Annotated in this window: 30 protein-coding genes; 2 read left to right on the top strand and 28 right to left on the bottom strand. The window is 43.7% G+C overall.

Translation table 11 applies throughout. The features are described from left to right. Positions 1-10 precede the first annotated feature (10 nt). The 4 genes from murA to RT422_RS06685 all read right to left on the bottom strand — a co-directional run bounded on the left by murA (position 11) and on the right by RT422_RS06685 (position 2,628). The gene (gene murA, locus RT422_RS06700; RefSeq protein ID WP_312535088.1) at positions 11-1,276 is read right to left on the bottom strand and encodes a UDP-N-acetylglucosamine 1-carboxyvinyltransferase; all 1,266 of its coding nucleotides are present in this window, start codon (positions 1,274-1,276) and stop codon (positions 11-13) included. A 20-nt stretch (positions 1,277-1,296) separates the two neighbouring features. After that, a complete protein-coding gene (locus tag RT422_RS06695) occupies positions 1,297-1,554 on the bottom strand; it encodes a BolA/IbaG family iron-sulfur metabolism protein (RefSeq protein WP_313421715.1) in 258 nt (85 codons plus the stop codon). Between the two features lie 92 nt (positions 1,555-1,646). Continuing rightward, positions 1,647-2,063 (bottom strand): YraN family protein, encoded by a 417-nt coding sequence (locus tag RT422_RS06690; RefSeq protein ID WP_313421714.1) that lies wholly within the window; start codon positions 2,061-2,063, stop codon positions 1,647-1,649. A 7-nt stretch (positions 2,064-2,070) separates the two neighbouring features. Next, positions 2,071-2,628 (bottom strand): hypothetical protein, encoded by a 558-nt coding sequence (locus RT422_RS06685; protein ID WP_313421713.1) that lies wholly within the window; start codon positions 2,626-2,628, stop codon positions 2,071-2,073. Between the two features lie 66 nt (positions 2,629-2,694). Between RT422_RS06685 and rsmI the strand changes: the two genes are divergently transcribed. Continuing rightward, positions 2,695-3,540 (top strand): 16S rRNA (cytidine(1402)-2'-O)-methyltransferase, encoded by an 846-nt coding sequence (rsmI, locus tag RT422_RS06680; RefSeq protein WP_313421712.1) that lies wholly within the window; start codon positions 2,695-2,697, stop codon positions 3,538-3,540. Between the two features lie 194 nt (positions 3,541-3,734). On the opposite strand, the gene coaBC is transcribed toward rsmI, so the two are convergent. Further along, positions 3,735-5,060 (bottom strand): bifunctional phosphopantothenoylcysteine decarboxylase/phosphopantothenate--cysteine ligase CoaBC, encoded by a 1,326-nt coding sequence (coaBC, locus tag RT422_RS06675; RefSeq protein WP_313421711.1) that lies wholly within the window; start codon positions 5,058-5,060, stop codon positions 3,735-3,737. Positions 5,061-5,147: 87 nt separating this feature from the next. On the opposite strand from coaBC, the gene radC reads away from it, so the two are divergent. Further along, positions 5,148-5,825, top strand: coding sequence for a RadC family protein (gene radC / locus RT422_RS06670; protein ID WP_313421710.1), 678 nt, complete (start codon positions 5,148-5,150; stop codon positions 5,823-5,825). Here the strand turns inward: radC and RT422_RS06665 are convergent. From RT422_RS06665 to rpsC, 23 genes are all read right to left on the bottom strand, one after another. Next, positions 5,822-6,391 carry a DUF4126 domain-containing protein gene (locus tag RT422_RS06665; RefSeq protein WP_313421709.1) on the bottom strand — a complete coding sequence of 190 codons (570 nt, stop codon included), beginning with the start codon at positions 6,389-6,391 and terminating at the stop codon, positions 5,822-5,824. The two genes, radC and RT422_RS06665, sit on opposite strands and share 4 nt — an antisense overlap. A gap of 53 nt (positions 6,392-6,444) precedes the next feature. Further along, a complete protein-coding gene (locus RT422_RS06660) occupies positions 6,445-7,197 on the bottom strand; it encodes a TSUP family transporter (protein WP_313421771.1) in 753 nt (250 codons plus the stop codon). 88 nt (positions 7,198-7,285) lie between these two features. After that, positions 7,286-7,645: a 50S ribosomal protein L17 gene (gene rplQ, locus RT422_RS06655; protein WP_282849973.1), complete on the bottom strand. Its 360-nt coding sequence runs from the start codon at positions 7,643-7,645 to the stop codon at positions 7,286-7,288. Between the two features lie 20 nt (positions 7,646-7,665). Continuing rightward, complete coding sequence (locus RT422_RS06650) at positions 7,666-8,673, bottom strand: DNA-directed RNA polymerase subunit alpha (protein ID WP_007115569.1); 1,008 nt, start codon at positions 8,671-8,673, stop codon at positions 7,666-7,668. A 29-nt stretch (positions 8,674-8,702) separates the two neighbouring features. Next, a complete protein-coding gene (gene rpsD / locus RT422_RS06645; protein ID WP_007115568.1) occupies positions 8,703-9,344 on the bottom strand; it encodes a 30S ribosomal protein S4 in 642 nt (213 codons plus the stop codon). A gap of 10 nt (positions 9,345-9,354) precedes the next feature. Continuing rightward, positions 9,355-9,744 carry a 30S ribosomal protein S11 gene (gene rpsK, locus RT422_RS06640; RefSeq protein WP_007115567.1) on the bottom strand — a complete coding sequence of 130 codons (390 nt, stop codon included), beginning with the start codon at positions 9,742-9,744 and terminating at the stop codon, positions 9,355-9,357. 20 nt (positions 9,745-9,764) lie between these two features. Further along, positions 9,765-10,121, bottom strand: a complete 357-nt coding sequence (rpsM, locus tag RT422_RS06635; protein WP_007115566.1) for a 30S ribosomal protein S13 — start codon at positions 10,119-10,121, stop codon at positions 9,765-9,767. A 155-nt stretch (positions 10,122-10,276) separates the two neighbouring features. Further along, entirely contained in the window at positions 10,277-10,393 is a 117-nt protein-coding gene (gene rpmJ, locus RT422_RS06630; protein ID WP_040403280.1) for a 50S ribosomal protein L36, read from the bottom strand. 19 nt (positions 10,394-10,412) lie between these two features. After that, positions 10,413-11,750, bottom strand: coding sequence for a preprotein translocase subunit SecY (gene secY, locus RT422_RS06625; protein WP_007115565.1), 1,338 nt, complete (start codon positions 11,748-11,750; stop codon positions 10,413-10,415). Positions 11,751-11,756: 6 nt separating this feature from the next. Further along, positions 11,757-12,197 (bottom strand): 50S ribosomal protein L15, encoded by a 441-nt coding sequence (gene rplO / locus RT422_RS06620; protein WP_007115564.1) that lies wholly within the window; start codon positions 12,195-12,197, stop codon positions 11,757-11,759. Then, positions 12,197-12,376 carry a 50S ribosomal protein L30 gene (gene rpmD, locus RT422_RS06615; protein WP_007115563.1) on the bottom strand — a complete coding sequence of 60 codons (180 nt, stop codon included), beginning with the start codon at positions 12,374-12,376 and terminating at the stop codon, positions 12,197-12,199. The genes rplO and rpmD overlap by 1 nt, the downstream gene beginning before the upstream one ends. Positions 12,377-12,390: 14 nt before the next feature. Then, the gene (rpsE, locus tag RT422_RS06610; RefSeq protein ID WP_007115562.1) at positions 12,391-12,888 is read right to left on the bottom strand and encodes a 30S ribosomal protein S5; all 498 of its coding nucleotides are present in this window, start codon (positions 12,886-12,888) and stop codon (positions 12,391-12,393) included. A gap of 2 nt (positions 12,889-12,890) precedes the next feature. Continuing rightward, positions 12,891-13,241 carry a 50S ribosomal protein L18 gene (gene rplR / locus RT422_RS06605; protein ID WP_007115561.1) on the bottom strand — a complete coding sequence of 117 codons (351 nt, stop codon included), beginning with the start codon at positions 13,239-13,241 and terminating at the stop codon, positions 12,891-12,893. 11 nt (positions 13,242-13,252) lie between these two features. Beyond that, positions 13,253-13,786: a 50S ribosomal protein L6 gene (gene rplF / locus RT422_RS06600; RefSeq protein WP_036593421.1), complete on the bottom strand. Its 534-nt coding sequence runs from the start codon at positions 13,784-13,786 to the stop codon at positions 13,253-13,255. 73 nt (positions 13,787-13,859) lie between these two features. Beyond that, the gene (gene rpsH / locus RT422_RS06595; RefSeq protein WP_313421708.1) at positions 13,860-14,258 is read right to left on the bottom strand and encodes a 30S ribosomal protein S8; all 399 of its coding nucleotides are present in this window, start codon (positions 14,256-14,258) and stop codon (positions 13,860-13,862) included. Positions 14,259-14,269: 11 nt separating this feature from the next. Then, positions 14,270-14,575 (bottom strand): 30S ribosomal protein S14, encoded by a 306-nt coding sequence (rpsN, locus tag RT422_RS06590; RefSeq protein WP_007115558.1) that lies wholly within the window; start codon positions 14,573-14,575, stop codon positions 14,270-14,272. An 18-nt stretch (positions 14,576-14,593) separates the two neighbouring features. Continuing rightward, positions 14,594-15,133 carry a 50S ribosomal protein L5 gene (gene rplE / locus RT422_RS06585; RefSeq protein WP_007115557.1) on the bottom strand — a complete coding sequence of 180 codons (540 nt, stop codon included), beginning with the start codon at positions 15,131-15,133 and terminating at the stop codon, positions 14,594-14,596. A gap of 19 nt (positions 15,134-15,152) precedes the next feature. Beyond that, a complete protein-coding gene (gene rplX / locus RT422_RS06580) occupies positions 15,153-15,470 on the bottom strand; it encodes a 50S ribosomal protein L24 (protein ID WP_313421707.1) in 318 nt (105 codons plus the stop codon). A gap of 7 nt (positions 15,471-15,477) precedes the next feature. Further along, entirely contained in the window at positions 15,478-15,846 is a 369-nt protein-coding gene (rplN, locus tag RT422_RS06575) for a 50S ribosomal protein L14 (protein ID WP_007115555.1), read from the bottom strand. A 116-nt stretch (positions 15,847-15,962) separates the two neighbouring features. Beyond that, positions 15,963-16,247, bottom strand: a complete 285-nt coding sequence (gene rpsQ / locus RT422_RS06570; RefSeq protein WP_007115554.1) for a 30S ribosomal protein S17 — start codon at positions 16,245-16,247, stop codon at positions 15,963-15,965. Between the two features lie 2 nt (positions 16,248-16,249). Next, positions 16,250-16,456 carry a 50S ribosomal protein L29 gene (gene rpmC, locus RT422_RS06565; RefSeq protein WP_007115553.1) on the bottom strand — a complete coding sequence of 69 codons (207 nt, stop codon included), beginning with the start codon at positions 16,454-16,456 and terminating at the stop codon, positions 16,250-16,252. After that, positions 16,456-16,869: a 50S ribosomal protein L16 gene (rplP, locus tag RT422_RS06560; protein WP_007115552.1), complete on the bottom strand. Its 414-nt coding sequence runs from the start codon at positions 16,867-16,869 to the stop codon at positions 16,456-16,458. Before rplP ends, rpmC begins: the two co-directional genes overlap by 1 nt. Positions 16,870-16,874: 5 nt before the next feature. Next, entirely contained in the window at positions 16,875-17,627 is a 753-nt protein-coding gene (gene rpsC / locus RT422_RS06555) for a 30S ribosomal protein S3 (RefSeq protein ID WP_007115551.1), read from the bottom strand.

Raw genomic sequence — 17,627 nt, 5'->3', positions numbered from 1 at the left:
CTTATACCTGTTATTCGCCTTTCACCCGCTCAATGGTGACGCCCAAGCCGCGCAGTTTATCTTCCACATACTCATAACCACGGTCAATGTGGTAAATGCGCTCGATACAGGTCTCGCCTTGGGCTGCCACCGCGGCCATTACCAGTGACATAGATGCGCGTAAATCGGTTGCAATGACAGGCGCGGCATTGAGTTTATCGACGCCTTGAACAACGGCAGTATGGCCATCGACTTTGATATTTGCCCCCATACGTTGCAGCTCAGGGACATGCATGTAGCGATTTTCAAAAATATTCTCAATAATGGTACTGGTGCCTTCTGCAATACAGCAAACTGTCATGAGCTGGGCTTGCATATCAGTTGGGAACGCCGGGTGTGGTAATGTACGGATATCAACGGCTTTTGGACGACCCGCCATTTTGACATTAATCCAGTCGCTGCCAACAGTGACTTGGGCGCCCATTTCTTCAAATTTTTTAAGCACGGATTGCATCAAACTGGCTTCGGTTTTTTTGGCAGTCACTTCCCCGCCTGTCATCATGGCAAGCGCAAGATATGAGCCTGTTTCGATACGGTCTGGTACTACTGAGTACTCACAGCCATTTAATTTGTCAACGCCTTCAATGGTCATATAAGCGGTGCCAATGCCTTCAATTTTTGCGCCCATTTTGACAAGCATATTAGCCAGATCAACTACTTCTGGTTCACGCGCACAGTTTTCTAGGTGCGTGATTCCTTCCCCCAATGCCGCTGCCATGATGGTATTTTCAGTGCCGCCAACCGTGACCATATCAAAGGTGAAATGACAACCTTTTAGCCGACCGCTCGCGGGTGCTTTGGCTTTGACATAGCCATTTTCAACGGTGATGGTCGCTCCCATCGCTTCCAAGGCTTTTAGATGTTGGTCGACAGGGCGTGAGCCAATTGCGCAGCCACCAGGTAGCGACACTTCAGCCTGCCCAAAGCGCGCAAGCAGCGGCCCCAATACCAAAATCGATGCGCGCATGGTTTTGACCAGCTCATACGGGGCATAGTAGCTATTGATGGTACTGGTATCGCAAGTCACCGTATCGCCGTTCTTTTCAATGGTGATACCCGTGCCCGCAATCAATTTGACCAAGGTATTGACGTCTTTGAGTGTCGGTACATTGTGCAGGGTGACTGGGGTTTCTGCCAAAATCATTGCCGCAAGCAAGGGCAATGCTGCATTTTTTGCGCCAGAGATGACCACTTCACCTTTGACCTGGGTACCACCCGTGATTAAAAATTTATCCATGTGTTTCTCCTAAAAATGGCTTATTGCGCAGCTTGTTTGGCTTGCATCTCATGCCACTGGGTATAGGTCAACGCTTGGATATTCAGTGCATGGATTTCACCTGACGCAAATTTATCAGACACCAACCCCAATACGGCTTGTTGACGCGCGACAGGACGTTTACCCTCAAAGCTGTCATCCACCACGCGCACATCAAATTTGTTGCCTTGATTGGCGGCTTCGATTTTGCCACTCGGAAAATGGGGTTGTAGTAAAGTAATTAAATCTTGTGCGTTCATGGGAAATACCTAATAAAAGAGGGGTAAAATTATACTATTTTGCTGCGTAGCATAGCATAATTTTTGCTAAGTTTATACGTTATACAAAATGCTTAATTTACGCTAAAAGCGTCCTTAATCCACGTAGGCATTGGTATGACAGCCTGTCCTGTAGCTTGAACACCTTCATAACTTACCACATCAAAGCGAATGTCAAAGTTATCAAATTGCGGATGCGCTTGTAAAAAAGCTGCGGTGGTTTTAATGATCTTACGTTGTTTGGCGGGGGTGATACTGTCTAAACTTGTGCCAAAGTTGCTGCCCAACCTAGAAATGGTGCGTTGACGCACTTCGACAATGACTAAGCATGGGGTTTTTTGCGTCGGCTCAAGCATCACCAAATCAAGCTCGCCCAAGTTTTTGTAGTGCCAGTTTTTGGCAAAAAACGTTAAGCCTTGCGCTTCAAGGTAGCCTTTGGCGAGAGTTTCATAATAGTCGCCTTGGCGCTGTTTTGGGGCGGTGAGTTTCATTGTTGCGTTATTTCACTGTTGCAAAGGATTTTTCTAAAGCGGCACAAGTTGGGTATTTTTGCTGTAATTTTGCCAAATAATAGGCCTGGTTGTTGTCGATAAAGCCATCCAAAATCCCTGCGTAATTTTGACCAATCCCACATCGTTTCTGCTGTCGATTCCAACTGACCGGTATCACCAACAGGTTTTGTAAAATCAGCTTGTTGTTTTGACAAGTCAGCTTTGCCACACTATCAATGCGGTAATTATGCGGTTTACCCCCATCATAATAACTCGCTAATGCCACAACGATATCGTTGGGTTTTAATGAGGTAATAGCAAAAACACCTTCAAAACGCTGCGCCGATGGCAAAATAAGCCGTTGATGCCATGTGCGAAATACCCAGTGATAATCAGTGAATTTTAAGCCAAAACCTTGCTTAGATTGGCTTTCACGTTGCAATTCACCGCCATTTTCGATACTGGCAATTCTTCCGACCAACACATCAGCCGGGGATGAGGGTAAACAAGCCTCTGCCGTTGAAATTAAACTTACACTTAAAATAGCAAAGCAAATTGTTTTCATGACAAATCCTTTTTTCCGCAGAAAACCTTATAATAGCACCAATATTTAGCAAAATTTGAGAAAATCATGCAGCAAAACGGCACACTCTATATCGTCGCCACCCCAATTGGTAATTTGTCCGATATCACCGCCCACGCCATCGACTGCCTAAAAACCGTGGCTATCATCGCCTGTGAGGACACCCGTACCTCGGGCAAACTGCTCAACCACTTTAACATCCCCACCAAAACTTGGGCTTATCACGACCACAATGCCGAAGTACAGACCCCTAAACTGATTGAGATATTACAGTCGGGGCAAAGTATCGCGCTTATCAGTGATGCCGGTACCCCGCTGATTAGCGACCCTGGTTTTCGACTGGTGCGCGCCTGTCACCAAGCCGGTATCAAAGTCTCACCGGTTGTCGGCGCCAGCGCTGCCATAGCCGCGTTATCGGTCGCAGGATTACCTTCAGACAAGTTTTATTTTTATGGCTTTTTGCCTACCAAAACCGCAGGACGACAAAGTGAATTGACTAAAATCAAAGATTTAACCGCTACGCTGATTTTTTATGAAGCGCCCCATCGTATTGTTGAGTGTATCGATGACATGATTACGGTGCTTGGCGACAATCGACAAGTGACGTTTTGCCGTGAGATAACCAAAACGTTTGAAACCATTTATCCGTCAACGCTCGGTGAACTAAAGCAGTTTGTTGCAAGCGATGCCAATCAGCAAAAAGGGGAAATGGTACTGGTGGTCGCTGGGGCAAGTGAATTACAGAATAATGATAATCAACACGATGACTTGCTAAAACGACTATTGCAAGATTTGTCGGTGAAAAAAGCCGCACAGCTCGCCAGCGATATCACAGGAACGAAAAAAAATGCTTTGTATGACAGAGCTTTACAATTACAACGGATAGTAGAATAAACGCTGACGCCGTAGCAGCCATCAGCGTTACCCCGACACCCGTAAGGCTATGAGAGATACTAGCTATCGCTAAAATCGCAACTATCATTAATCATTAGCACCAAACTAATTAGCGGCTGATAGCTAAAACAACCTAAGACACACTTTAGTTAATGCAAAAAAGCTGTGTGATTGCGCCCAGCTTTTTTGGGTGGTTAATGCAAATGTTCCCCAATTAGGGCAACCAATTGTTCCGCAATTTTATCTTTACTGGCTTTTTCGAGGCTGACTGCGGCGTCTTTGCCCTTAAAAAACACCGTCATGGCATTGTCATCACTGCCAAAACCAATATCGGTGCGCGACACATCATTACAAGCAATCATATCTAAGTTTTTGGCGTCAAGCTTGCCACGAGCATATTTTTCGATATCTTGGGTTTCTGCCGCAAATCCTACCACAAAAACCTCAGGGAATTCTTCGGCAATGGTCGCCAAAATATCAGGGTTTTTCACCAAATCCAGCGACATCTGATCTTGCGTTTTTTTAATCTTTTGTGGCACGACATCACGCGTGCGATAATCAGCGACCGCAGCTGTGGCAATAAAAATATCGGTCGCTGTCCTGACAGGTTCGACTTCGATATCATTGCCGAATTCATCATGGTCATGATGAGGGTGGTGATGAGCATGGTCATGATGAGGGTGGTCATGGTCGTGATCATGATGGCATTCACATATATCGTCACTGGCGCATTGGCGAGCGGTCATTAGCATTTCTTCAGCCGATAACACATCGATACGATTGACCAGTAGTGGCGTTGGCAGCGGTACTTTACCCCCAACGATCAAGGTTACCCTCGCGCCTGCATTACGGCACGCTTTTGCCAGCGCAAAACCCATTTTGCCCGTGGAATGATTGGATAGATAGCGCACAGGGTCTATGGCTTCAATCGTCGGACCTGCGGTGATTGTCACATTTTTACCCGCCAATACTTGTGGGGTGATTTGTCTTGCGATGAAATATTGCACGTATTCAAGCAACTGCTCTGGCTCTGGCAATCTTCCCTCACCGATATCACCACAAGCTTGTTCACCGCTGGCTGGTTGGATGATCTCATAATCATAATCGGTTAACGTCTGCAAATTAAGTTTGACCGATGGATGTTGCCACATTTGCTGATTCATAGCAGGTGCCACCAAAATCGGTGCCGTGGTGGCAAGGCAGACGGTAGTGAGTAAATCATCCGCTATTCCCATGGCCAATTTAGCAATCGTATTCGCGGTAGCAGGCGCGATAATCAACAAATCCGCCCATTTTGCCAGTTCAATATGCCCCATTCCCAGCTCAGCACTCTCATCCAACAAGTCGATATGCACTTGGTTGCCCGTCAAGGCCTGCAGCGTTAACGGTGTAATAAAGGCTTGCGCGCTTGCCGTCATAATAACACGGACGTCATAGCCATTTTTAATCAATAGTCGGGCAAACGAGGCAGATTTGTAGGCAGCAATACCGCCTGTGATACCAAGAAGGATATTTTTCATAAGATAATAGCACTAAAAAATTTCGCCTATAGTAACAATTTTCTGCCATTTTAGGTATGATTAATCATCATTTATTAGGAAATGCCTATGGCAATCAAAGACTGGCACCAAGACGAGCGCCCCCGAGAGAAGCTACTGCAAAAAGGCGCTGAGAGTCTATCCGATAGTGAGATTTTGGCAATATTTCTGCGCACAGGCACCAAAGACCAATCCGCTATCGAACTGGCTCGTGGCTTGATTGAAAGATTTGGCAGTCTGGCTCAGTTACTATCTGCGCCTAGTGAAGCAGTCATGGCGTGTCATGGTATCGGCATGGCAAAATACGCGCAGATTTTGGCAAGCCTTGAGATGGGCAAACGCTACCTTGCCAGCCAAGTCAAACAAGCCCCTACCCTTAACGCCAGTCAGTTGGTCAAAGACTATCTGACTACGCAGCTGCGACCGCTCAATCGCGAGGTGTTTGCGGTACTGTTTTTGACCAATCAACTCACCTTAATCCAGTATGAGGTATTATTCACAGGCGGTATTTCATCGTGCTCAGTATGTGTGAGGGAAGTGTTGCGCTGCGCGTTAAAATACGGGGCAAGTCAGCTTATCATCGCCCATAATCACCCAAGCACCTCTGCCAGAGCGTCACAGGCAGATCTAGAGATTACCGCAAGTTTGGCAAAGGCATGTCAGCTTGTCGATATGACCTTGATTGACCATATTATCGTGGGTCAAGATGGCACGCTTTCTTTACAAGAAACAGGCAAGATGCCTTAGCGTTTGACGCGGTTTTTAACCATTATTACCACCCAAATCATCATCAGTAAACCAATGATTAACGCAATCATCGCAAAAATCGGTGAAAAAATAGACAAAGCCGACAGCCCTATCGCTGTCCCGGTCTCTGCCACTGAAACAGCGGGATTTGCCAAACCGCCAGTTGTCGCAGTCGAAGCCACACGCGTGGTGGCAGCTGTACCTTTTATCGTAGCCGCAGCGCCGCCGCCAGCAATAATCGCTAGCGCCCAAGTCATCGCAGGACTCATATCGGTCAATGTCGAAGCCATAACCAATGTCCCTGCAATCCCTGCGAGCGGTACAGCAGCCGTATCTAACATATGATCAACCAACGGGATTAAATAACTGATCGACTCTGCAATACTGGCTACGCCTAAAATAATTAACGCAGGCGTAGAGCCTACCCACTGCCAGCTGTCATTAAGGGGAATAATATGAAAATATGCCGCACAACTGAGCGCAAACAGCGGTACAAAAACACGAAACCCGCTACTTGCCGCCAAGCCAATCCCAAGAAAGATACTTAAAATCATTTCAGTTGTCATATTCTCGATACTCAAAGTATGAATAATTTTACCGCTATCATAAATAAAAATTATTAAGAAAAAAACACATATTTAATTAGCATCGCAAAACACATCACCACAATGACCGGTCGAATAAACTTGGTACCGCCTTTGACCACCATCTGCACGCCCAATGAAGCACCAATAAATTGCCCCAACATCATAGCAAACCCCACTGACCAAAGCACTTTTCCACCCAACACAAAGAACATCAACGATGCTGCATTGCTAGTAAAGTTGAGTAATTTGGCATTGGCAGTCGCGGTAATCATATCTAATCCCCGCATAGTGATACCGCCTAGCGCAAAAAACATGCCTGTACCAGGGCCCAAATAGCCATCATAAAAGCCAATCAAGGGTGACATCCCGTATTGCCATTTATTTTTGCTGATTCGTGGTGCAGATTTGACCTCACCGATAGTGGGTGCAAACAGATAATAAATACCAATAAGCGCAATTAAAAAAGGAATGCCTTTGGCTAATAGCACTGGTGGAGAAAGCTGCACAGCCATGGCGCCTAGCACAGCGCCCACAAAACAGGCGATAATCGAACGCCAAATTTGCTTGGGGTGAATTTTGCCTTTGCGTATCATGGTAATAGAAGCAGAAAGCGAACCTGCAGTCGCTTGCAGCTTATTGGTGCCCAATGTATAAAGCGTAGGAACATTTGCCATTAACAGGGCAGGAATGGTCAATAAGCCGCCACCCCCTGCCATGGCATCTAAAAATCCTGCAATCCCCGCGACCAACGTTAACATCACTAGTACATCAAAACTCAATTGCATCATATTTCCAAAGGTTAATTGAGGATTTATCACTATAAACAAAAAACCCCATAAGCGCGAACCTATGGGGTTTTTTTAATCAGTATGATTAGTCACGATCTACTAATTCAATGTATGCCATCGGTGCAGCATCGCCATCGCGATAACCACATTTGATGATACGTAAATAACCACCTGGACGCGCTTTGTAGCGTGGGCCTAGTGTCGTGAATAATTTACCTACAGTCGCTTTATTACGTAAGCGGTTAAACGCTAGACGACGGTTAGCAACTGAATCTTCTTTTGCCAAAGTAATTAGCGGCTCTGCCACACGGCGAAGCTCTTTAGCTTTAGGAAGAGTAGTTTTGATGAGTTCATGTTCAAATAGTGAGTTGGTCATATTTTGGAACATGGCCTTACGATGGCTGCTGGTACGACCCAACTTAACTCCACTGTTACGATGTCGCATGGTCAAACTTCCTTTAAATTTTAACGGCTACGGTAAGAGAAGCGGTCATCAACACGTAAATCAGCAGGTGGCCAATTTTCAAGGCGCATACCGAGTTCTAAGTCTTTAGAAGCAAGGACGTCTTTGATTTCAGTTAATGATTTCTTACCGAGATTTGGGGTTTTTAACAACTCAGTTTCGGTGCGTTGTACCAAATCGCCAATGTAATAGATATTTTCCGCCTTCAAGCAATTTGCTGAGCGAACCGTTAATTCTAAGTCATCCACTGGGCGAAGTAGCACAGGGTCAACTTCTTCTTTTTCCTTAACAGGTTCTGGGGTAGCTTCCGCTTCAAGGTCAACAAATACGGCAATCTGCTGCTGCAAAATCGTTGCGGCTTTGCGAATCGCTTCTTCTGGATCGATGGTACCATTGGTTTCAAGTTCGATAACCAAACGGTCTAAGTCAGTGCGCTGTTCAACACGGGCATTTTCAACTTGGTATGCCACGCGTAAGATTGGGCTATAGCTAGCGTCCAATTTTAAACGACCAATAACTTTGTTATCACCAGAATCTTTACGTACATTGGCAGGCTCATAACCACGACCTACTGCTACACGTAAACGCATTTTTAAATGACCACGATCACTTAAAGTACCTAAAACTAAATCAGGATTGATAATCTCTACATTGTGAGGTAACTCAATATCTGATGCTAGTACAGTGCCAGGACCTTGTTTGTCAAGGGTCAAGAATACTTCATTTTGATCATGCAATTGGATCGCTAAACCTTTTAAATTTAACAATAGATCTAGCACATCTTCTTGCAACCCTTCAAGGGTTGAATACTCATGATCAACGCCTTCGATTTCAGCTTCGATTACAGCTGCACCAGGCAATGAAGATAATAGAATACGACGTAGGGCATTACCTAATGTATGCCCAAAACCTCGTTCTAACGGTTCGAGCGTGACTTTGGCGTGTGTTTCATTGACCGTATCCACATGAATGGCATTCGGTGTAAGAAACTCAGTAGCATTTAGCATCATTTGTCACCTCGACTTTATAGTAAAATTAATTATTTAGAGTACAACTCAACGATTAAGCTTTCGTTGATTTCGGTTGGTAAATCAGCACGCTCTGGCGCTTGTTTAAAAGTACCTTGCAATTTGCTATGATCAACTTCCAACCATACGGGTGTCCCACGTTGACCCGCCAATTCAATTGCGTTTTTAATACGTAATTGTTCTTTGGCTTTTTCGTGTACAGCAATCACATCACCATCTTGTAATTGGATTGAAGGAATATTCACACGAACAAACTCATCACGACCCGCTTTTTTTACTAGAATAGCACGATGGCTAACTAATTGGCGAGCTTCTGCGCGAGTTGCACCAAAACCCATACGATAAACAACGTTATCGAGGCGACGTTCTAACATTTGAAGCAAGTTTTCGCCAGTTGCGCCTTTCATACGCGCAGCTTCTTTATAGTAGTTTGAGAATTGACGCTCTAACACACCATAAATGCGTTTTACTTTTTGTTTTTCACGAAGCTGTGCAGAATACTCTGACGTTTTGCTACGTGGATTACCATGTTGACCAGGGGCACGGTCAGCTTTTTTGGTTTTTTCTTCGTACGCTTTTACGCCTGATTTTAATTGTAAATCAGTACCTTCACGACGAGAAAGTTTTAATTTTGGACCTAGATAACGGGCCATGAAAGTCTCCTTATACGCGACGTTTTTTCGGTGGACGAGTTCCGTTATGAGGAATCGGGGTTATATCGCTAATGCTGTTTATTTTATAACCCAATGCACCTAAGGCTCTTACCGCAGACTCACGACCAGGTCCTGGACCTTTAACCAAGACATCAACATTCTTGACACCATATTCTTGTGCTGCTTTACCAGCAACTTCAGCCGCAACCTGTGCAGCAAATGGTGTAGATTTACGTGAACCACGGAAGCCTTGCCCACCAGCGGTGGCCCAAGCCAAAGCATTACCTTGACGATCGGTAATTGTTACAATGGTGTTATTAAAAGACGCATGGATGTGCGCTACGCCCTCAGCTACCGAGCGGCGAGTCACTTTTTTGCGACTACGAGTGTCTTTTGCCATCTTTTAGCTTCCTAAGTTAATTATTTTCTAATTGCTTTACGTGGACCCTTACGAGTACGCGCATTTGTTTTTGTGCGTTGACCATTTACTGGTAAACCGCGACGATGACGCAAACCACGATAGCAACCTAAGTCTACTAAACGTTTAATATTCATCGAGATTTCACGACGCAAGTCACCTTCAGTCGCATATTCTGCAACTTGGGTACGGACAGCATCAAGCTGAGTATCATTTAGTTCACTGATTTTAGTAGTTGGCGCAATGTTTACCGCTTCTAAAATTTTAGCAGCAGTGGTACGACCAATACCAAAAATATAAGTGAGTGAAATGATAGCATGCTTGTTGTCCGGAATGTTTACACCGGCAATACGAGCCATTGACATTTCTCCAATTATAAGGAAAAGATGAGTTAATCATCTACTGATGTAGCATTTTGAGACATTTGGTTATCTACAAATGTGTCAAAATAACGACAAGTAGCGGATAATACAGTATCCGCTACCTGATTTCAAGTCCAATCTAACAATTTAGATTAACCTTGACGTTGTTTATGGCGCGGTTCTGCACTACAAATAACGCGAACAACGCCTTTGCGGCGTACAATTTTGCAGCTACCGCAGATTCTTTTTACAGATGCTTGAACTTTCATTTTCAGCTCCTAGTAGTAGTTATGAATGCTTGACTTCCATGGTTTGCATCAGCGAATAATCATGGTATTGGTGAGTCATTAAGTGCGCTTTAACTTGGGCAATAAAGTCCATAATCACGACCACACTAATCAGTACTGAGGTACCGCCTAAATGAAACGGAATACCAAACGCAGATTGCAATATCATCGGCATCAAACAAATAATTGTCATATAAATCGCACCAATAAAGGTTAAGCGATTTAATACATGATCTAAATAACGTTGAGTTTGTAAACCTGGACGAATACCTGGAATATACGCCCCACTTCGTTTCAAATTCTCTGATACTTCTTTTGGACTAAATACCAACGCGGTATAAAAATAACAAAAGAAAATAATCAAGGCTGCAAAAATTACCAAATACAGCGGCTGACCCGGTGATAACACTAATGCCATATTCTGCAAGAAACTTTGAAAAATATTGGGATTGGGGGATTGACCCACCCACTGTCCCAAACTCGCTGGGAATAACAACAGTGAACTGGCAAAAATCGCTGGAATAACCCCTGCCATATTAATTTTTAATGGCAAATGCGATTGCTGTTGTGCATATATTTTTCGTTCTTGCGATTGCTTTTGGGCATAGTTGACTGGGATACGGCGCTGTGCACGCTCAATAAATACAATCCCCGCCACCACCGCTAACGCCAATAAACTAAATATCAACAAGGCAATCATATTCATTTGACCTTGCTGAACAGAGTTAATTGACTGTGTGACTACTTGTGGAAAAGTCGCTACGATACCCGCTAAAATTAGCATTGAAATACCGTTACCAATACCACGTTCAGTAATCTGTTCACCTAACCACATCAAAAACATCGACCCTGCAACCAACGAGGTTACCGCAGGAATATAAAAACCAAGACCACTGGTCAATGTAAGATTCTGACTAATCAAACCTGTGCACATACCAATTGATTGAACCAAAGCTAAGGCAAGGGTTAATTGGCGTGTATACTTGTTGATTTGGCGTTGACCGGCTTGGCCTTCCTTTTTTAATGCATCCAGTGATGGTATAACTGCTGTCATCATTTGGACAATGATTGAAGCAGAAATATAAGGCATAATTCCGAGTGCCATGACTGACATCCGCTCTAATGCCCCGCCAGAAAACATATTAAACAAACCTAAAATAGTATTTTCATTGGTTTGAAAAAATTTCGATAAGCTTTCTGGATCCATACCAGGAATAGGTACGTGTGAACCGAAACGATAGACGACTAAAGCACCCAACAAAAATAGTAAACGATTAAATAATTCATCGTACTTACGAATAAATGCTAGAGGATTCATCGATGTTGAATGCTTAGTCATGTAGGATTACTCCTCAACAGTACCACCAGCTGCTTCAATAGCCGCTTTAGCACCTTTAGTCACTTTAACACCTTTAAAAGTATATGCTTTGGTTACGTCACCTGAAAGGATGATACGAACACGTTGCATATCGTGGCGAATGATATTCGCTGCTTTTAAAGACTCAACGCTTACCACGTCACCATCAACTTGGTTCAATTCTGATAAACGCACTTCTGCGGTTACCATTGCAAGTTTACTGGTGAAACCAAATTTTGGCAAACGACGGTATAAAGGCATTTGACCGCCTTCAAAACCTGAGCGAATACCAGAACCTGTACGTGAGGTTTGACCTTTGACACCACGACCACCGGTTTTACCGATACCAGAACCGATACCACGACCACGGCGAAGTTTATTTTTTCTTGAACCTTCAGCTGGGCTCAATTCATTTAAACGTAGACCCATTATACTTCCTCCACTTTAACTAAGTAGTTAACGCGGTTTACCATACCACGGGTCGAAGGGGTATCTTCAACTTCGACAGTATGTCCAATACGACGTAACCCTAAACCTTTCAAACAAGCTTTATGGCTTGCTAGGCGATGGGCACTCGATTTTACTTGAGTAACTTTCATTTTTTTCATGTTATCACCTTAGCTTAGCCCAAGATTTCTTCAACTGATTTGCCGCGTTTTGCCGCAACTTTTTCAGGAGAAGACATTTCTTTTAACCCGTTGAAAGTTGCACGTACAACGTTAGCGGCATTGGTTGAACCATAGCATTTTGCTAATACGTTTTCTACGCCTGCAACTTCTAATACTGCACGCATTGCACCACCTGCGATAACACCTGTACCTTCAGAGGCTGGTTGCATATATACGCGGCTTGCACCGTGGCTAGCAGTAATAGGATGTTGAAGGGTTGTACCCGCTAAATCAACGGTAATCATATTACGTTTGGCAGCTTCTAGTGCTTTTTGAATCGCTGCAGGCACTTCACGCGCTTTACCACGACCAAAACCAACACGACCATTACCATCACCTACCACTGTGAGTGCAGTGAAAGAAAAGATACGACCACCTTTTACAACTTTAGATACACGGCCAACTGTGACTAAGCGCTCTACTAAACCGTCTGTTTGTTCAACTTTTGCCATGATTAGAACTCCAATCCATTTTCACGAGCGGCTTCAGCTAATGCTTTAACACGACCATGATATTTAAAACCGCTACGATCAAACGCAACTTTAGTAATACCAGCAGCTTTAGCGCGTTCTGCAATTAATTTACCAACGGCAGTTGCAGCTTCGATGTTGCTAGTTTGGCCAGCACGTAAAGTAGTATCTAACGTTGAAGCTTGGGCTAACACTTCACCACCCGTTGGTGAGATAACTTGTGCATAGATGTGGGTGTTAGTACGATTAACAGATAGACGATTTACGCCTAAACCACGGATATGTGCACGGGTTTTTTTCGCTCTGCGAAGGCGAGCAGCTTTTTTATCAAACATGTCATTTCACCTTATTTTTTCTTAGCTTCTTTACGAGCGACATACTCATCGCTATAACGAACGCCTTTGCCTTTGTAAGGCTCAGGTGGGCGATAGCCACGAATGTTTGCTGCTGCTTGACCTAGCTTTTGTTTGTCGCTAGATTTTAACACGATTTCAGTCGCAGTTGGGGTTTCAGCAGTAACACCTTCAGGTAGTACATATTCGATTGGGTGTGAGTAGCCTAAGTTTAGGTTAACTTTATTGCCAGCAACAGCGGCTTTATAACCAACACCAATCAATTGTAGACGACGTTCGAAGCCTTCAGTAACACCTTTAACCATGTTGCTTAATAATGCACGAACTGTACCAGTGTGCATCCAACCGTCTTTGGTGTCAGATTTTGGTGAAAGAATAAGTTGATTATCTTCCTGTTTTAGCTCGACCAAATCATGCAGGCGTAAAGTTAGCGTACCTTTGCTACCTTTAACTTCAACCTGCTGACCGTTCAAAGTAACACTTGTACCATTTGGTAGTGCTACAGGGGCTTTAGCCACACGAGACATACGGGTAATTCCTATAAAAGTGATAAAAAAACGAACAGGCACAACAAACTATGCCTGTCCCTCTTAATGTTAATTAAGCTACGAACGCAATAACTTCGCCGCCTAATCCAGCTGCACGAGCTTCACGGTCGCTCATGATGCCTTTATTGGTAGAGATGATTGCTACACCTAGACCTTTTTGGACGCTTGGTAGTGCATCTTTACCACGGTATTGACGTAAACCTGGACGGCTATAACGTTTAATCGTCTCAATAACTGGTTTACCTTCAAAATATTTTAACTCGATGGTTAATTCAGCTTTACCTGTACCAACTTCTTGAGTTTCTGCGGTCGCAACATAACCTTCTTTCACTAGCAAATCAGCAATTGATTTACGTAGTTTTGAGTTTGGCATAGTCACAGACGCTTTTTGAGCCATTTGTGCATTACGGATACGAGTCAACATATCAGCAACGGTATCTTGCATACTCATATTGTTTCCCCTTACCAGCTTGCTTTATGAACGCCAGGTACATCACCTTGCATTACTTTTTCACGAATCATGTTACGTGAAAGACCAAATTTACGGAAATAACCATGTGGACGACCTGTCAATGCACAACGGTTACGTAAACGTACAGGTGAAGCGTCACGTGGCAATGCTTGTAATGCCAGCATGGCGTCCATACGTTCTTCATCAGTTGCGTTAATGTCGCTGATAATTGCCTTAAGCTTTGCACGCTTCTCAGCATATTTAGCAACAGTCGCTTCGCGTTTAAATTCGCGATTAATCATACTTTTCTTTGCCATATTGCCTTATCCTTGCTGTTAGCCCTTGAATGGGAAGCCGAATGCTTTAAGCAATGCACGACCTTGATCATCAGTTTTTGCGGTAGTCGTAATGGTAATGTCTAAACCACGAATACGATCGATTTTGTCAAAGTCAACTTCAGGGAAAACGATTTGCTCTTTGATACCTAGTGAATAGTTACCACGGCCATCAAATGCTTTATCTGTAAACCCGCGGAAGTCACGAATACGTGGAATAGCGATTGAGATTAAACGATCTAAAAATTCGTACATCTGTTCGCCACGTAACGTTACTTTACAGCCAATTGGCCATTCTTCACGGATTTTAAAGCCTGCAACTGATTTGCGAGCTTTGGTTACTACAGGTTTTTGACCGGCAATTGCCGTCATATCCGCTAATGCGCCTTCAAGAACTTTTTTGTCTTGAGCTGCATCACCCACACCCATGTTTAGGGTGATTTTGGTGATTTTAGGGATTTCCATAACGTTGGCTAAACCAAGCTCTTGCTGAATTTTTTGCTTAAGCTGTTCGTTATATTGTGTTTTAAGTCTTGCCATTACTGATACCCTTAGATGGTTATGCAGTCGCCACAACTTCACCAGATGAACGATAAACGCGTTGTTTTTTGCCTTCGTCGTTCACTTGGTAAGAAATACGATCTGCCTTTTGGGTTGCTGCATTATAAATTGCAACATTTGAAATGTGTAAAAATGCTTCTTTCTCGATAATCCCACCTTCAACGCCAGTCTGTTGGTTTGGCTTTTGGTGTTTTTTAACGATGTTGATGCCTTCAACTTTTACACGGTCTTCTTTTACTGCTAGTACTGTACCTTGCTTGCCTTTATCTTTGCCAGCAATTACAATCACTTGGTCGCCTTTACGTAATTTTGCCATGTTTTCCTCACAATACTTCTGGGGCTAATGAAACAATTTTCATAAATTGTTCGCCACGTAGTTCGCGGGTTACTGGTCCAAAAATACGTGTTGCAATTGGTGCTTTATTGTTGTTCAACAACACAGCTGCATTATCATCAAAACGTAGTACTGAACCGTCAGGACGACGTACACCAAACTTCGTGCGTACGACTACCGCGTTCATTACATCACCTTTCTTGACACGACCGCGTGGAATTGCTTCTTTCACAGTCACTTTAATGATGTCGCCTACTGATGCATAACGACGATGTGAGCCACCTAGCACTTTAATGCACATAACTCGTTTTGCACCACTGTTGTCTGCAACTTCCAGCATTGTTTCAGTCTGAATCATCGCGTTACTCCATAAATTGGCAAAACAAGTCTTTGCCACAATAAGCCATTTTTAAGGTGGCGTATTGTAGCAGTTACTGACTTACTTTGCAATTATAACTATCTATTTAAGTTAAATTAAATATTAACTGCTTTTTCTACGACGTCTACTAACACCCAAGATTTGGTTTTTGATAGTGGACGTGTTGATTTGATACGAACTGTATCACCAACGCCACACTCATTGTTTTCATCATGAGCATGTAGTTTGGTAGAACGGCGAATCATTTTGCCATATTTGGCATGACGAATACGACGCTCAACAAGTACCGTAATGGTTTTATCCATTTTGTCACTGACAACTTTACCAGTGACTGTACTTTGTTCAGTAGCGTTAGCTTGGTTGGTATTTTGCTCACTCATGATTAAGCCCCTTGGTTTTCGGTGTTCTGTTTTTCAGAGATAAGAGTCTTGATTTGAGCAATCGTACGACGATTTGCTTTAATCTCATGGGTGTTGCCTAACTGACCAGTGGCTTTTGCCATACGAAGACGAAATGTTTCTAATTGTTTTTCGTCTAGTAATTGGGTCAGCTCTTCGACTGATTTGTCTTTAAGTTCACTGATCTTCATTACATTATCGTCCGTTTAACAATGGTGGTTTTGAAAGGCAACTTGGCAGCTGCAAGCGTGAACGCTTCAGTTGCTAGCTCGTCAGAAACCCCTTCGATTTCATAAAGCATTTTGCCTGGTTTGATTTCGCATACCCAGTATTCTACTGGGCCTTTACCTTTACCCATACGAACTTCTAGTGGTTTTTCGGTAATTGGTTTGTCTGGGAATACACGAATCCAAATTTTACCACCGCGCTTGATACGACGTGAAATCGTACGACGAGCAGCTTCGATTTGACGTGCAGTCATACGACCACGTTCTACTGATTTAAGTCCGATTGTACCAAAAGATACGCTACTACCACGGTGAGCTAACCCCGTATTACGTCCTTTTTGTACTTTACGAAACTTGGTACGTTTTGGTTGTAACATATCGATTAACCTCTGTCTTTAGCTGGGCGCTCACTACGTGGGCGGTCGCTACGATCATTACGAGCACGACGTTTTTGAGGTGCACGTGCTTGTTTTTCTTCTTTGACTGGATTATATACACGGTTCATGCCGTCAAGCACTTCACCACGGAAAATCCAAACTTTTACACCAATAGTACCGTAAGTGGTTTCTGCGCGTACATTTGAGTAGTCAATGTCTGCACGTAATGTATGCAAAGGTACACGACCTTCACGATACCACTCTGAGCGAGCAATCTCAGCGCCGCCAAGACGACCTGATAGCTCAACTTTGATACCTTGTGCGCCAGCTTTCATACTGTTTTGAACAGCACGTTTCATAGCACGGCGGAACATGACACGACGTTCAAGTTGTGAAGCAATACCATCAGCCACTAGACGTGCGTCTAAGTCTGGTTGGGTGATTTCTTCAATGCTAACTTGTGCTGGTACGCCCATTAATTTGGTAAGTTCTTTTTGTAGGCTTTCAATATCTTCGCCTTTTTTACCAATGATGATACCAGGACGTGCAGTGGCAATAGTGATTTTAGCTGCGCCCGTAGGACGTTCGATGCTAATACCGCTGATCATCGCTGCTTTAAGCTTTTTCTCTAAATATTTACGAACTTGTAAGTCGTTGATTAAGTATTCAGAGTATTTTTTTGGATCTGCATACCAGTTAGCGTTTGATTTACGGATTACGCCAAGACGGATGCCGATTGGATGAACTTTCTGTCCCAT

The sequence above is a fragment of the Moraxella sp. CTOTU49803 genome (genome assembly GCF_032097965.1).
Classification (GTDB): domain Bacteria; phylum Pseudomonadota; class Gammaproteobacteria; order Pseudomonadales; family Moraxellaceae; genus Faucicola; species Faucicola tetraodonis.
Note: the sequence above shows the minus strand (reverse complement) of the source record. Positions and strands in the feature narration are given on the sequence as shown.